The sequence below is a fragment of the Flavobacterium sp. FlaQc-48 genome, assembly GCF_044007335.1.
GTDB lineage: Bacteria > Bacteroidota > Bacteroidia > Flavobacteriales > Flavobacteriaceae > Flavobacterium.
In genome coordinates, this window is sequence record NZ_JBIPCR010000020.1 from 73,921 (window position 1) to 89,047 (window position 15,127).

Consider the following 15,127-nt stretch of genomic DNA (forward strand, 5'->3'; position numbering starts at 1 on the left):
GGGAATAGATTTATGTCTATTCCCTTTTGATTTGATAAATAATGCGTTTTAGTGATTGTTGTATGAAACTTATTTTAGGGTAATCGCCATATTTGGTGTTATTATATCACCGGAGACTCCGGAATATCGTTGTGCATATATTTCTATAAAATCATTGTTTGTTAATTCAACAGATCCATTTATTGGGAGTACTACGATATCATTTAAAATAGCTCCTCTTCCATAAATTTTGTATTGTGTTAAAGGAGTACCATTTTTTGCAATGTAAATAATATAGACTGCTACTCCCGGAACCTGAAAAGAAATAGATCCGGCAATTTGAAAAATTCTTTTCTTTTTACCCATATAACGTAGTCTGTTGTTATTATTTGGAGACACATCCAGTGCAAACCGGAACAAATTGTAAGATGTTGAATTTCCAAGAACCTTTACTGTATTACTAGGATTTGAGGCGTTGAATGTGGTGGCAGCTCCGGAACCAACGGGGTAATCCATGGCAAAGTCACCTGCTGCATTTGCATCGGCCTCGGTAGGTAAACCGGCAGATCTTACGGTCCAGTTGTTGTTAAAATTGTAGCCACTATAAGTTCCAACTGTATAGGGTTTTACATATCCTGTTGTATTTGCACCTGTAAATACAACCGACTCTAATACAGCATCTCCACTTATAGTTGGGTTTCCGGATACATCAAAACCTATCGCAGAGCCATCAACCTGGCTAAAACCACCTTGTTTTTCTACAAGAGCAAAAGCTCCGGTTAGTTTTTCATAAGTTCCGGTGTTATTACCAAACCATCCTAAATTGCTAAGTAACAATTGGGTAATGTTATTATAAGTGATTCCGTTAGTATTTCCGGAGAACTGAATAATGCTTAAAAAGACCAGTCCAAAACCTGAAACTGTGCCCACTGTATTAGAATTGGCAACAATACAATCTCTGAAGATTAAATTTTGGGTTGCCGCACCGCTTAGGTTAAATACATTGCCGGCAGTTGCAATAAGCGTTACACCTCTAATGCTTCCTCCGTTTGCGCCTTCGAAAATGTTTCCTGTAGATCTAACGATTACATCATCATTTGCATCCAGTCCTTGTACATAAGCATTGTTCAGATCGATAGGAAAGTTAAAGGGTACAGTACCATTAATTTCATATAAAGTATTCGAATTTAATACATATTTACTTCCTCCTCCGGCAGCAAGTTCAGTGGCTAAAACGGTAGCCAGAACATCTGTAGATTTTATCCGCTTAAAGTTAATCCTTCCCGGTACACCACTAACTATTGGCAGCCAGGTCGCCGTACCTGTAGAATAATAATAAAAAACTTTTAAGTCAGTATCGTAAACCAGTAATCCATCTGCCGGAGTAGTGATCGCATTTCGCTGTAGGGTGGTCATTCTGGGGGCTAACATTCCTTTTGAGGTAGAAGTAATATCCAGGACTGAACTGGTGTTTGGAGTTATGGTTCCAATTCCGATTTGTGCATTTCCTACTAAGGTAAAAAGAAGAAAAAACAACACTAATAATGTTTTATGATTTTGAAGAGTAGGTTTATGGGTCATAATTTTCGAGATTAATTAATTTATAGGATTTTATATTTTCTGATATGATTATTTGCCTGAATTTGAAATGATAATTTTTTCATTAAAACGTTCATTATCGGTGGTTAAGAACTCTGCGAAGTAAATACCACTACTTAATCCGCTGGTAGAAAAAATGTAATAGGGCTCCGTTCCAGGCTCTTTTTTAGATAATACTATTTTACCCGGCACATCATAAAGTTTAAATGATTTTATGGCAAGATTATTGGGATTAGTGCCCGTTAGCGTGCTATTAACGTTATCCTGAGAGATAAAAAACTTTTTAACAGTTTGGTCGCCAATACCCAGCGTGGTTTCTTTTTTGAAAGTAATCTTGAATCGATCATTGTATTCGCCGGGTGCAACTGTAACTTCATAAGTACCGTTTTTTATATCATGATAAGAGGTGTCAAGAGCATCATAAATATAAATAACCTGTGACGGATCGAAATTGACCACTTCAGGAATGTAAAATTTAAAAGTGCTGTTGGTCGTTACTTTTACGCTAAGGTCAATTTTCCTGTTTTCATCAAAGTTAACGCCCTGAATGACGTAGCTGCCATTTTCCAGCCAGAAAGTTACGTCGTTTGGCAGCGCATCATCCATGTTTAAGGCGTCAATACCAATATCGACTCCGTCCGTTGCTTCAGGTATAAAAGCCAATGCTAATTGTCTTGTAAACTGATTGTTAATAATGGTGTTTAATCTTAGGTGCGAAACTATTTCAGTGATTTCCGGACTATCATCTTCTTTTTGGGCAGTCTTTTCTTTTGTGGCGTTTCTTTCAAATTGAGATGAACTTGTGCCTTCTTTAACAAAAACCCTGTGACTATTTTTAAATGTAGCAGTTCCGCTGGCATTGGCACTAATTACGAAACCCTGTCCAATAGGAATATATCTTCTGTCTATTGATGGGGCTGATGATAACCCTGTGGTGTTTAATGAACCATCTCCATTATAAGAATTAAAAGTTGCGGGAACATAAACACCGGAGGAGGTCAGATCTACCGGAGAATAGGATCCGTAGCCGCCTCTGTAATTAATCAATGTGTGTGAATTGACTGTTTTATCCTGTTGCCAAAAGTAGGCAATACCTGCCGTTGCAAGGTTTGACCCGTCTAATAGAAAAGCATTTAAATGTAAAGCCGAAGGATAGGGATTCCCGGTTAATGTGGCATTATTGATCCCCAGAGTAATGGTAATATTGCCATCATTGGGTTTTCCTCTAAAATCATATCGCTGCGCACCTCCGGGATTATTTGTTATTCCGGTTCCTTCCGGATCTGTAGGATCTGTTCCGGCGGTTCCTTTCATAGAAAATCCTTCACCGGGAGCCAATGTCGTGGCTCCGCCAACAAAAATCCATTGCGAATAATTATTGGCATTGATTAATTTGTAAATCCAGGCAGAAGCTATTGCCAGCGGATTTGAGATTCCGTCATAATTGCTTACTGGCAATATAGTAGGAGCAACCGATGTAATTGAAGTCGTTGGACGTCCTAACATCGTAACGCCAAAGTTTTCATTTCCGGAAGTAGCAGAAGCATTTCCAACAGGAGAACACCAATAATTATAATCAAAATTATCTGAGCTGCCTTCCTGATAAAGCGACAATATGCCAGCTCCGGTGTTAGAAGAAACTCCGGTAGTTCCTTGTAACAATTGTGCATTGTTTCGTAAATATAAATTTGAGGTCGAGGCTAAATTTATATCTTGTTGTACAAATAAAACTTCATTTTTTACATACATGCTTGCGTTTGCACTAAAATAAATTTGTGAGATACAGGGTTTCGAGATCAGTATCAAAATAAGTAAGGTGTATTTCTTCATAACGTTTACTTTTTTTAAGGGGCTAATAATTTGGGATTTCAGTGTATTTTTTAATTTTCTTCATCTTTCCTGAATGGGATTAAAACATAGGTTTTGGTTTCTTTAGGATAAAAAAGATTCCTAATAAAATACCGCCTAAAAATAATGTCCAGATTTCGCTGTCTATGGGTACAGGAGCACCTACGGGAGGAGGAATAGACTGTGGTTGCGGAACCGGAGGAGCAGGAATAGCATAACTTTTGAAGGATAATAAAACAAAGAGGGCTAATAGCAACTTTAACTTTCTGATTTTCATATGATAATTTTAGATTTGGGTGGATAAAATTCATTGAATGGAAATTATTGTACAACACTCAAAAATGAGCAGTAAGAATAATTTTATAAAAGTAAGAGCAGGCGTATAGTAAAATTGTATTTTATTGAAAACGAGTGAAGTATGTGTTTTTTTGGCTTCGAAATAATAATAGGACAATCTGTTAAATGATAAAGCAATCTTGTAAAAAACATCTTACCTGACAGGTGATAATTGCATTTTTCTTATTTTTTTAACAATTTAACTTTGTAATATAAGTCAGATGTTTTACTAAATATATTGAAAAAAATCCTATATTTTTAAAAATAAACCAGAATAATTAAAGTAATTTCCTATGTTAGCATAGTAAATTTTAAAAAATCTGGTCCATACAGAAAATGAAGTGAATTAACATTTCTAATAAAAAAAAAGATTGATACAATTAAGGCAAAAAAAAGAGCTGATGGTTACATCAGCTCTTTTGGGTTCGTATGGTAGTTTTATTATTTTAAAACAATAAGATTCATTACTTTCCTTTTATATCATCGAAAGAATGCTTTTGGGGATTTTATCAAAATCTTCAATAGAATAAGGTTTAATAAGGTATCCTTTTACGCCAAGCAAATCGCATTTTTCTTTATATACCGGATTGATACTGGTGGAATACACAAAGCAGGGAATGGTTTTTAAATCGTTGTTATTTAAAATTTCGTTCAGTGCTTCAATGCCATCCAATATGGGCATATTGATATCAGTAAGAATTACGTCCGGAGTTTCATTTGAATTGTCTTTTAAGTAATTTAAAAGCTCTTCGCCATTGGGCACAAGGCTTACCTTAACAAAATCGGGATTTTTATTAAAGCTTTCGCAAATAATATCTGCATCATCAAGATCATCTTCGGCAATAATAATATGTAAGTTATATAATTTTGGCATTTTATGATATGGGGAAATAAAGGTTAAATATGGTTCCTTCATTCAGTGTACTTTCTACCGTAATATTTCCTGAATGATTTTCCATAATTTTTTTACAAATGGCAAGACCAATACCGTTTCCGGAATATTCAGTCTTAGCATGTAAACGTTGAAAAATAGTAAAAATTTTGATCAGATGGCTTTTCTCCATTCCAATACCGTTATCTTTTATCTGAATTTTAATAAATTGCTCTGATTGGTTTGGAATTTCAGATTCAAAATGATCCATTTGAGATATGTGTATAATGGGCGGATTATCTGTTTTGCTGTACTTGATAGCGTTTGAGATAAGATTTGCAAAGAGTTGGCGCATTTGTACTTTTGAAACGCGTAATGTGGGTAGTTTTTCAACGATAATCTTAGCTTTTTTATCGGAGATTATGATTTCTAAATCATCCGTGACTTCAGAAATCACGTCTGCTAAACTAACGTCTATGCGTTCTTCCTGAGCAGTGTGAGAGGAATAACTCACCAAATCATCCACAAGCGAATTGAGGCGCAATGCAGACAATTTCATAACGTTCATCGATTTAGCGTCGGCTTCTGAAAGATAACTGGCATCTATCCTGCCATTATACATGACAATTTTTCTAAGCGGCTCTTTAAGATCGTGGGATATTACATGAATAAACTCTTCCAGATTGGCATTGATCCGGTTTAATTCGTTAATTTTTTCCTCAAGTTCTTTATGGTGTTGTATTAACGCATCTTCGTGTTTTTTCTTTTCAGTTAGGTCTGTAATAACAATCCCAATTCCCTGAACAGCAGGTTCAAGATCTGTCACGGCTATGTAGGCAGGAAAAGTCTTTCTGTAAGTCTCTGTTTTAAAAACAATTTCATGGGTGGTAATACCATATTTTAAAGCTTCAATAATGGGTACAAAATTGTCCTGGCTATTAAAATACTCATAAATGTAGTTTCCAATTATTTTTTCGGCGGGTATGCCTATAAGTTTTGAGAAATAGTCATTACAATATAATATGAGCCCATTTCTTGAAATACTCAATGCACCTTGTCCGAATTTCTCAATAAGAAGCCTAAAGGTATAATCGGCAGTTTCCAGCGAATAAAGTTGCGGAGTTCCGTTTGTATTTACCACAAGAGCATCGACATCTCCTTGTTTAATAGCATTAACAATGCTATTAGATTCAGAAAGTTGTTCTTTTAAGGCAGCTATTTCGGCTTGTAGTGATTCTATATTTGTATTATTGTCCTTCAAATTATTCGCGTATGTTTAGGATTCTTAATACCTTTTCTTTGTCTGAGAGATCGCCCAAAATTATTCGTCTTGGTGCAGGATCTGTTTTTATCAGAGTAGGTATTGCTACTATTTGATGTATCACTGCTTGTTCTGTATCGCGGCTAATATCTATAATTTCCAGTTCGTAATTATTTTTGAGGTATTGATCGCAGATTTTACGCAGGTTTTCGATAGCATGACCTGATTTAACAGACATACCCGAGACAAAAAGCATAAATTTATGTTTGGTTGTACTTGAGCCATCAGATGAATCGTCCATTTTTTTTAAGAGTTTAAGGGTTTTATATTAAGCCCAACAAGTACTCGTTCCTCATTCGAAAGATCACCAATGATCTTGCGGATAGGTTCTGGAAATTTTCTGACTAATGTAGGTACAGCAAAAATCTGGTCACCTTCTGCCAATTGCGGATTCTTAAGCAAATCTACAATTTCAATACTATAAATTCCTTTCAGATGCTCTTCGGCATATTTCTTTATGTTTTCAAGTGCCGTTATTGATTTTGGCGTTTGACCGGCAATATATAACCGTAATTGCCATTCGGCTACAGCTTCTTTTTTCATCTCATTTCATTTTTTTTTAGAAGACAGCTTTTCCTGTAATTCCTCTGTAGCCCTCAAGATGCTTAGTTCTTCCTCGGCAGATTCGAATTCATTTTTAAGTGCTTCTATATTGGCTTCAAGAACTTTGCGTTTACGCTCAATTTCTCTGTCTTTTCGGCTAATTTCGTTTTGAAGCTTAATATCTGATATTGTTTTCTTAAACTGGTATGTTTTTCTTGCAGCACCCGTTAAGATACCCTGAGGCCCTAATTCAACATCCAGTAATTCTATTCCGCCATTCGTAATGACAAATTCCCTTACCTGGTTAGAATGTCCCATTCCTCTGGCTTTCACGATAAAAATTCCACGGTTTCTCTCGCCAATTCCTTCCATATCGCGAACTGTAATCCAGGTATCTACCAAAGAGGATACAGATTCTTCGGCAAGATCGGGCCTGAAATTATCGGTTTGTTTATTTAATGACGTAAAAAGTGCTGTAATATTGTTTGCTTTTAGCATATCTATAAGCCTAACCAGCATCGAACGCACTTCATGTTCACTTCCCACAGTAATTAAATTACTAATAGGGTCAATAATGATTGTAGTAGGTTTAAACTCTTTAATTAATTTTCGAAGGGTAAGCAAATGCAGCTCCAAACCATTTAATGAAGGGCGTGAGGAATGTATTTGCAAAGTACCATTGTCTATATGTTTTTGAAGGTTTACATTGATTGATTTCATGTTTCGCACCAATTGTTGTGGCGATTCTTCAAATGCAAAATAAATGGTTTTCTCCTTCTTTTCGCATTGCTCGTTGGCAAAGTAGCACGCAATGGTAGTTTTGGCGGTTCCGGCGGTTCCGGATACCAGTATATTGCTTCCGCGATAAAATCCGCCACCCTCAAACATTTCATTTAATCCGGGCACTCCGGTTGGAATTACATCCGACGAAACTTCATTGTCCAGTTTTAGTGAAGTAATAGGCAATACCGAAATTCCGTCTTCATCAATAAGAAAAGGATATTCGTTTGTACCATGTGTTGATCCTCTGTATTTCACGATTCGAAGCCTTCTGGTAGAAACCTGCTCGATAACACGATGATCCAGTACTATTACACAATCAGAAACATATTCTTCTAATCCCTGACGTGTTAGGGTTGCTTCACCGCGTTCTCCTGTAATAATGGCTGTTACACCTTTGGTTTTAAGCCAATGGAATAATCTTCTGAGTTCAGCCCTAAGAATCGACTGATTATCTAATCCTGAAAATAAAGATTCAATTGTATCAAGCACAACTCGTTTTGCTTTTATTGAATCAATAGCATGGCCTAATCTGATAAATAAACCATCCAGATCGTATTCTCCGGCTTCTTCAATTTCAGATCTTTCAACTCTTACATGATCTACGACAAGTTTTTTATCAGCTTTGAGCTTTTCAAGGTCGAAACCAAGGGATTTTACGTTTAGGGTAAGGTCATCAGAGGGTTCTTCAAAAGACATGAAAACTCCGGGTTCTTTATAGTCTGTAATACCTTTAATAAGGAATTGCATAGATAACAATGTTTTTCCGCAGCCGGCACCACCGCAGATTAAAGTAGGGCGTCCTTTTGGGAATCCGCCATCGGTAATCTCATCCAGGCCGTCGACTCCCGTGGGAGTTTTGGGAAATATAAAACTATGTGATTTTGATTGTTCTTGCACGATATTTAATATTCTATTTACTCAAATATACGTTTTCCTAGAATATTAACAATTATAATTTATTAAGATTTAACAGCTGTTTAATTAAATTAAATGCGTTTTTAGAAAAAATGGGCACACAAAAAAACAAAAAGGAAGAATTACAAATAAAAATTTAAAACCTTAACTTTTAATCTTGCAGTTGCTCAATATTCTTTGCAATAATATTTTTATCTGAAATGGTTTTAGCTAAGTCCATCACCGTTTCAAAATGCTGTCTGGCCTTTGTATTATCGACATCTGTATACAAATTGCCAAGTAAGGAATACTAGAAAGGATTATCAGTTAGCCGAAGTTTTTCAGCTTCAACAATGGCTTCCTGTTTGCCTTGTACTTTGGATAAGGCATACGTTCGGTCAGGGCAACAATAGGAGAATATTCTAAAATGATGAGGTTGTTATACAATTCTAAAATATGTTCCCATTTTTTAACAGAATCCTTTTTCTGTGTGTGCCAATATGCAATTCCGGCTTCAAGATGATATTCCGACAATGGTATTTCCTGTAGAGCAGTGGCTTAAAAAGATCTATTTCTTTTGAAATATTTTAAAAACCCTTGATATCGCTGGATTTTTGCGTGGTTTAATTTATAATTAAATCTATATTTTTAGCGTATTGGGATAGTAAAGGCTGGTTATTAAAACTATTCGTCATGGTCCAGGGCACAAGCTGTCCTTTTTCAATGATTTCCTTTTTAGAATAAACAAGGCTAAAATACATTTCTAAGTCTGCAGGGTCTTTTGGTATGCCTTTATTTTTAGACTCTTTGGGAATATCTTCGTAATAGTATGTCGATTGTTTTAAAGCAGGATATTTACTGAGTAAATAATCGTTTAAAGTAAATCTCGGGCCGTCTCCTTTGTATAAATCTTCAGATAAAATAGGTGTAATAGTCAGACTTTTAATGTTCTGCTTTAAACTTTTGTATTGATCTGAAGTGGCAGAAAAATCAGATTCCTTCAAATGATCCTTTTGAGACAATTGCCTGATAACCGACAATCGGACATAATCGCCATCGATTTCGGTAACCTTAAATACAAAATAATATTTTTGGTAGCTCTGGCTTCCGTTAATGCCTGTTTCCTTACTAAAAATAAAGCTTCCTAATTGCAGTTGATGTTCTTTGCTGTTGATCGCTTTTTTCCACATATAGGGCTTGTAAACTTTTTCTCGTATGAGGTAAAAAGAGACTAAAGTGATAACGGAAATGAGGATTATTTTTTTCATTTGTTTTGGATAGCAGGAGCGAAGTGCTTTTACAAATATCAGCAAATTTTGATTAGGATTGAAGAAAATTAAACAGATACAGCTATAGCTTTAGGATTGAATAAAAGCGTTTCACCTAAGATAAAAATCGATGTCTCTATGTGTTTAAAAAAAACAACAAGCACAAAGTATTAAGAATCCAGCCACGCCTTAAAATTATTAATTTCCTTTTTACTTAAAATAATGGGTTCAGTATCCGGGATGGAAACATCTAAAAGAATTTCGATTTTTTGACTCGAATGTTTTATGATTTGCTGAATATGATGGCGGTTGATAATGTACTTTCTGTTGATTTTAAAGAAAAGTACCGGACTAAGTTTATTGATCAGGTCTTTTAAATTGCTGTTGTATAAATAGCTGCTGCCTGAATGGGTGTAAATAAAAAGATGTTTTCCTGTAGCAAAAAAGTATGTGATCGAAGTGTCATTTACGGAGATAAGTTTGTCTCTGTGACTCACTAAAAAGTGATGCTGAATACTGCTTTGGTTTTCAATTTCAACCAGTGATTCTACAATCTGGTTAGTATTAAAAGTGGCTTTGATGTTTTTGTATTTCATCAATGCGTCTAACAATTCTTCTTCTTCGTAAGGTTTTAGAAGATAATCTATGGTAAAATGCCTGAAGACTTTTACGGCATAGGAATCATAAGCGGTGATAAAAATAACAGGACACGAAATACTAGTTTGTTCGAAAATGTCAAGACTTTTGCCATCGCCCAGGTGAATATCCATAAAAGCAAGATCAACAGTATGTGATGCAAAAAAAGCAACAGAATCTTTCACCGATTTCAGTACGGTAATTGTACTGATGGCAATTATACTTTGGCCTTCTAATATGGATTTCAGATAGCTTGAAGCGAGATGTTCGTCTTCAATAATAACAATTTTCATGTCGTTTAATTTTCTGCAAAGTTAAAAAAAAAGCTCCGTTAAAAACGGAGCTAATTTAGTTACAATTCAGGATTGTTTAAACGGGCATCTAAAGGAAATGGCAGCGTATAACGCGGATCATTTTCTATTAATGTAAAGTTTTGACCATTAAAGGTATGAATGATTTGCTTTTGAGTAGTTCTTCTTAAGTCAAACCAACGCTGACCTTCTACAGCAAACTCACGTTGTCTTTCCTGAGCTATAAAATCAAGAAGCTGAGTTTGTGTCATGGCAGCAATCGATGTGCTTAATGCGTTAAAAGCGGCAGCATTATATCTGTTTTTAATGAAAGTTATTACAGTTGTTCTTGCTGTTGGAAGATCGCTTAATTGTGCCGATGCTTCTGCTTTCGTCAGGTACAATTCAGTTGTTCTAAACGTACATTTTTGAGCGATATCACCCCCTTTTCTGAATCTGAATCTGCTTCCGCTTGCCTGATAATACAAAGCAAAACGCAAGTCGTTTGTTTTATCATAGGCGCCAGTTAAAGTTGGTGAAGCGTATGAAGTTCCTTTTAAAAGATTGATAAAAGGATCCTCAAGCGCTAATATAGATTCCGGTCCGTTATAAAGGTTAGGTAAAGCAGCTGTAGTGTTTAAATTGATTAACGCACTTTTGTATGTCATGGCTTTATCTGCAGCTTCAATAGCTTTAGCCCATTCTTTTCTGTAAAGGAAAATACGGGATTCCATAGCATATAAGGCAGCTTTAGAAAAACGGTAATTAACACCGGCTGCCTGAGTGTCTAAATTTAATAGTTTTCGAGCCTCTTCATTATCAGATAAAATCTGATCGTAAATAACAGCGACACTTTGAGGAACATAGGCCTGCTCTAAATCTATTTTTAAAGCTAATGGGACTCCTCTGTCTGTTGCAGCTGTTGCAGCATTATAAGGTTTACTAAATATGTTTAGTAAATCAAAGTAAGTTAAGGCTCTTAGAGCATAAGCCTCTCCAATTAGCTGATCTTTCTCTGCAGAAGGTGCTAATTTTGCGCTTGCTTCGTTGATGACCACATTCGTATAGAAAATTCTGTTGTACAAAGCCGCATATGGAAAGCTGTTGGTAGTTTTATCAGGATTGGCATCTTTCCAGATATAATGGTCTCTGTAGAAAGTGGCATTATCATTAAATTCATCTAAAACTAATTCGTCTGCTCTAATAGCAGATAATGCTTTATGAATAGCAGTTATAGAATAGGCGCTTGTCATTACGGCTCTGTAGTCCGTTAAGGTTTCCGGAATTACTTTACCTACCGGCTCAACATCAAGATAATGATCGCAGCTTACAGTCGTAATGGCTACACCGGCAAAGAATACGTATTTTAATATATTTTTCATTTTAAATCAGATTAAAAAGTTAGGTTACATCCTAAAGAAATTGATCTTGGGATTGGTTGTGCATAGATATTTCCGTACGTTTCAGGGTCAAAGTAACCTTTGTAATCAGAGCTGATTACGAATAGGTTTCTTCCTTCTATACTAAATCTGACATTATCCATAAACAAAGTATTGGTTGCTTTTTTAGGCAATGAATATCCAAAACGAACACTGCTCAAACGCATATAGCTCATTTCATGAACCCAGGTATCTAAATAATTGTAGACATTAAGTGGTGCTCCTGATGGAGAAAACCATTGGTAAGCCATCCAGGAATCTCCTGTTCCTGAGGTTTCACCGTTAATTCCAGGTATGTTTGAACCAGTATTAGCAGGCGACCAGGCATTAAGAACATCTGTAGTGTAGTTTTGACCACGATCTAAAGCTGTACCATTAAAATTTGGTTTTTCAACAACAGTTTGTTTGATATTGAAAGTAGTAGCAATAGTAAGATCAAAATTTTGAATTTTAAACGTATTGATAAAACCACCGGTAAATTTAGGATCTGCATCTCCAACATAACTAAACAAATCTCTTGTTTCTTCATCTGTAAGTCTTGACTGAGATAAAACTCCCGGGAAAAAATCTGCATAAGGGTCAAAAAGGCCAAAAAGAGTTTGTGTGTTTACAGTTTCTCCCTTTTTGTTTATAAATAATGGGTAACCATTTTCATCAATTCCTGCAGTTTTTAATGCAAATACAGCATTAACAGGAAGTCCTTGTCTTGAAGGTAAATAAGTGTTAGATCTTGTCTGGATACGATCAACATTGCTTTTATTATGAGCAAAGTTAATAGTCGTATTCCATTTAAAGTTCGGGCGATCAATGTTTCTTGTAGACAAAGCAATCTCGTATCCTTTATTCGTTACCTGAGCCCAGTTAGCGTTTGTAAACTCAAAACCGTTTTCAACAGGAAGCGATTGTAAACCAATTAAATCAGTACTTTTTCTTCCGTAAACATCAGTTACAATGCTAATACGATTGTTGAATAAACCAAGATCCATCCCGAAGTTGGTATTCGCTGTCTTTTCCCATCTTAATTTATCATTTGGAGGAGAAGTTATAGTAATAACAGGTTCTGTTTGTCCCGGTAAAATAACCGTTGTTTGGGTAATTCCAACTACATATGGAGAAGTATTTTTATCGATATTTCCTTGTAAACCGTAAGAAGCACGTAATCTTAAATTAGAAATTACATCACTGTCTTTTAAGAAGTTTTCTTCAGATACTGCCCAGGAACCCGAAACAGCCCATAAAGGTAAATATTTGTATTTAGGGTCTACACCAAATAAATCTGAACCGTCGTAACGAACACTTCCAAAGAAAGTATATTTTCTGTCATAGGTATAAGATGCTGTTGCAAAAAAGGATGCAAATGCATTCTCATTTTCATTTTTCAAATACGTTCTCCAGTTTGCATTTGCAGCAGAGTTTGGAGTTGGAAAAACAATTTGAGTTGTAGTTAATGTTTTAGGGTCGAAACCAAAACCTTTTGTATTGATAGCAGTGCTTTTGTTTTTTCTTAATTCATTACCCACCATAAATTCTAACTCATGTTTTCCGCCAAGAGTAGTACTGTAGTTCACCATCGTTTTCCAGTTGTACTGAAAAAAGTCTGTATTTGAATTTTGAATAATTCCGCCAACAGGAAGGAAATAAGTATCAGCTCCGTTTACAAATACACGTGATTTTTCTCTTTCTTTTCGGGTGAAATAAGTGTCTTTACCGGCATATTTTTCAGAAGCATTATTATCAAACTGTAAACCAATTTGTGTACTTGCTTTTAATCCTTTTGTAATCGCATAATCAACATCAAGTAATGCTTTTACAGATCTTGTTGTCAATTCGTAATTGGTATTTTCTCTTTCTTCTAAGTAATTAAAAGGAATATATACACTTCCATTTCCATATCCGCTCATATCTTTATCATAATTGTAGCTTACGTCAGCCTTAAACGGAGTCAGATATGGGTTTACGTTTCTCGAGTAATTAGCAGGATTTGTAAAAGTGTCTGAATCTGAAATGTAAGATGATTTCTTGCTTTGCGTACCAAAAATTCCAACTCCAACATGCAATTTATCAGTTACATCGAAGTTATTTTTTAAGGTAAGGTTGTATCGGTCAAAACCAGTTCCTATAGTAGCACCTTCTTCGTTATAAGCCCCTAAAGAGAAATAGTAATCTGATTTTTCTCCACCACCGGATAAACTTAATGTATATTGTTTGTTGATAGCACTTCTGTACAATAAATCACCCCAATTGGTATTGTTGTTTCTTAAAGCGTTGATTGAGTTTTGCGTTGTTGGACTTAGAGACGAAAAACCTCCCGATCTATAGGCTCCTAATTCATTAGCCTGAGTTAGAATACGGGAAATTTCTCCGTTTGTGTCTCTGTAAGTCAAATCCTCTCTTGAAGCCAGCGAAAGTTCAAAATCTACTTTTTGAGAAGAATTTAAAAGGTTTAATTTAGAAAAATCAGGTTTTTGCGTCACGAAAGTATTAACGTTAAAGTCTACCTTCATGCTTCCTTTTCTTCCTTTTTTAGTTGTTACCACGATAACTCCGTTTGCAGCTCTTGCCCCGTAAATGGCAGTTGCAGCAGCATCTTTTAATATGGTAATATCTTTGATATCTTCAGGGTTTAAACCTGCGATCGAAAAGTTGCTTAATACATCAATATTGTCTTTGTCATAATTTTGAGGAACATCATTTCCTTCAAGTGGCAAACCATCTAATACCCATAACGGATCCTGTGCACCATTAAGAGATGCAGTACCACGAATTCTGATTTTTGAGATTGTTCCCGGAGCTCCCGTTTGTTGTGTTACGGCAACACCCGCAACCTGACCAATTAACATTTGATCCAAACTCGCCACACCCGCTTGTTTGATATCTGCCATTTCAACTTTTGCAACAGCTGAAGTCAGTTTTCGTTTCTCAATTTTTTGGTAACCCGTAACTACAATTTCTTTTAATTCGGCTACGTCAGATTTTAAAGAAATGGTGTAGTTGTTTTGTGAGGTAATATCAATCGTGTAAGGTTGGTAACCAACATAAGTTACTCTTAAACTTTTCATATTACTGTTGATTTTAAATTCAAATGTACCATCAAAATCGGTTACGGTTCCAAGGCTGGCACTTTGAATAACGCCTTTTTGTTGTGTGTTGTTGGATATAGAAGTATTCTCGACAAAAACAGTAACTCCCGGTATCGGCAGTCCGTCTTTGGCATCAAGTACTTTTCCTTTAATAGTCCTTTCCTGCGCATACCCGGATAGGGTAAGAAGGAAACTCAGCATGTAAAATAAATTCTTCATTGGGTTGTTTTTGGATTGTGT

At 35.7% G+C, this 15,127-nt stretch carries 13 protein-coding genes; all 13 read right to left on the reverse strand.

What is annotated here, in order from left to right; all coding sequences use genetic code 11:
* Positions 1-69: 69 nt before the first annotated feature.
* Positions 70-1,560 carry a hypothetical protein gene (locus tag ACHRWY_RS23465; RefSeq protein ID WP_395357817.1) on the reverse strand — a complete coding sequence of 497 codons (1,491 nt, stop codon included), beginning with the start codon at positions 1,558-1,560 and terminating at the stop codon, positions 70-72.
* A gap of 48 nt (positions 1,561-1,608) precedes the next feature.
* A complete protein-coding gene (locus ACHRWY_RS23470) occupies positions 1,609-3,408 on the reverse strand; it encodes a T9SS type A sorting domain-containing protein (RefSeq protein WP_395357818.1) in 1,800 nt (599 codons plus the stop codon).
* Between the two features lie 79 nt (positions 3,409-3,487).
* The gene (locus ACHRWY_RS23475; RefSeq protein ID WP_395357819.1) at positions 3,488-3,703 is read right to left on the reverse strand and encodes a hypothetical protein; all 216 of its coding nucleotides are present in this window, start codon (positions 3,701-3,703) and stop codon (positions 3,488-3,490) included.
* A 534-nt stretch (positions 3,704-4,237) separates the two neighbouring features.
* Positions 4,238-4,636 carry a response regulator gene (locus ACHRWY_RS23480; protein ID WP_395357820.1) on the reverse strand — a complete coding sequence of 133 codons (399 nt, stop codon included), beginning with the start codon at positions 4,634-4,636 and terminating at the stop codon, positions 4,238-4,240.
* Position 4,637: 1 nt separating this feature from the next.
* On the reverse strand, positions 4,638-5,894 hold the full coding sequence (locus tag ACHRWY_RS23485) for an ATP-binding protein (protein ID WP_395357821.1): 1,257 nt from the start codon (positions 5,892-5,894) through the stop codon (positions 4,638-4,640).
* A gap of 1 nt (position 5,895) precedes the next feature.
* Entirely contained in the window at positions 5,896-6,195 is a 300-nt protein-coding gene (locus tag ACHRWY_RS23490) for a circadian clock KaiB family protein (protein WP_395357822.1), read from the reverse strand.
* Between the two features lie 5 nt (positions 6,196-6,200).
* On the reverse strand, positions 6,201-6,497 hold the full coding sequence (locus ACHRWY_RS23495) for a circadian clock KaiB family protein (RefSeq protein ID WP_055092894.1): 297 nt from the start codon (positions 6,495-6,497) through the stop codon (positions 6,201-6,203).
* Between the two features lie 6 nt (positions 6,498-6,503).
* Positions 6,504-8,177, reverse strand: coding sequence for a circadian clock protein KaiC (gene kaiC, locus ACHRWY_RS23500; protein ID WP_395357823.1), 1,674 nt, complete (start codon positions 8,175-8,177; stop codon positions 6,504-6,506).
* A gap of 324 nt (positions 8,178-8,501) precedes the next feature.
* Positions 8,502-8,708: a hypothetical protein gene (locus ACHRWY_RS23505; RefSeq protein WP_395357824.1), complete on the reverse strand. Its 207-nt coding sequence runs from the start codon at positions 8,706-8,708 to the stop codon at positions 8,502-8,504.
* Positions 8,709-8,797: 89 nt separating this feature from the next.
* Positions 8,798-9,442, reverse strand: coding sequence for a hypothetical protein (locus ACHRWY_RS23510; RefSeq protein ID WP_395357825.1), 645 nt, complete (start codon positions 9,440-9,442; stop codon positions 8,798-8,800).
* A 170-nt stretch (positions 9,443-9,612) separates the two neighbouring features.
* Complete coding sequence (locus tag ACHRWY_RS23515; protein ID WP_395357826.1) at positions 9,613-10,371, reverse strand: LytR/AlgR family response regulator transcription factor; 759 nt, start codon at positions 10,369-10,371, stop codon at positions 9,613-9,615.
* Between the two features lie 59 nt (positions 10,372-10,430).
* On the reverse strand, positions 10,431-11,750 hold the full coding sequence (locus ACHRWY_RS23520; RefSeq protein WP_395357827.1) for a RagB/SusD family nutrient uptake outer membrane protein: 1,320 nt from the start codon (positions 11,748-11,750) through the stop codon (positions 10,431-10,433).
* An 11-nt stretch (positions 11,751-11,761) separates the two neighbouring features.
* A complete protein-coding gene (locus ACHRWY_RS23525) occupies positions 11,762-15,106 on the reverse strand; it encodes a SusC/RagA family TonB-linked outer membrane protein (RefSeq protein WP_395357828.1) in 3,345 nt (1,114 codons plus the stop codon).
* Positions 15,107-15,127 lie beyond the last annotated feature (21 nt).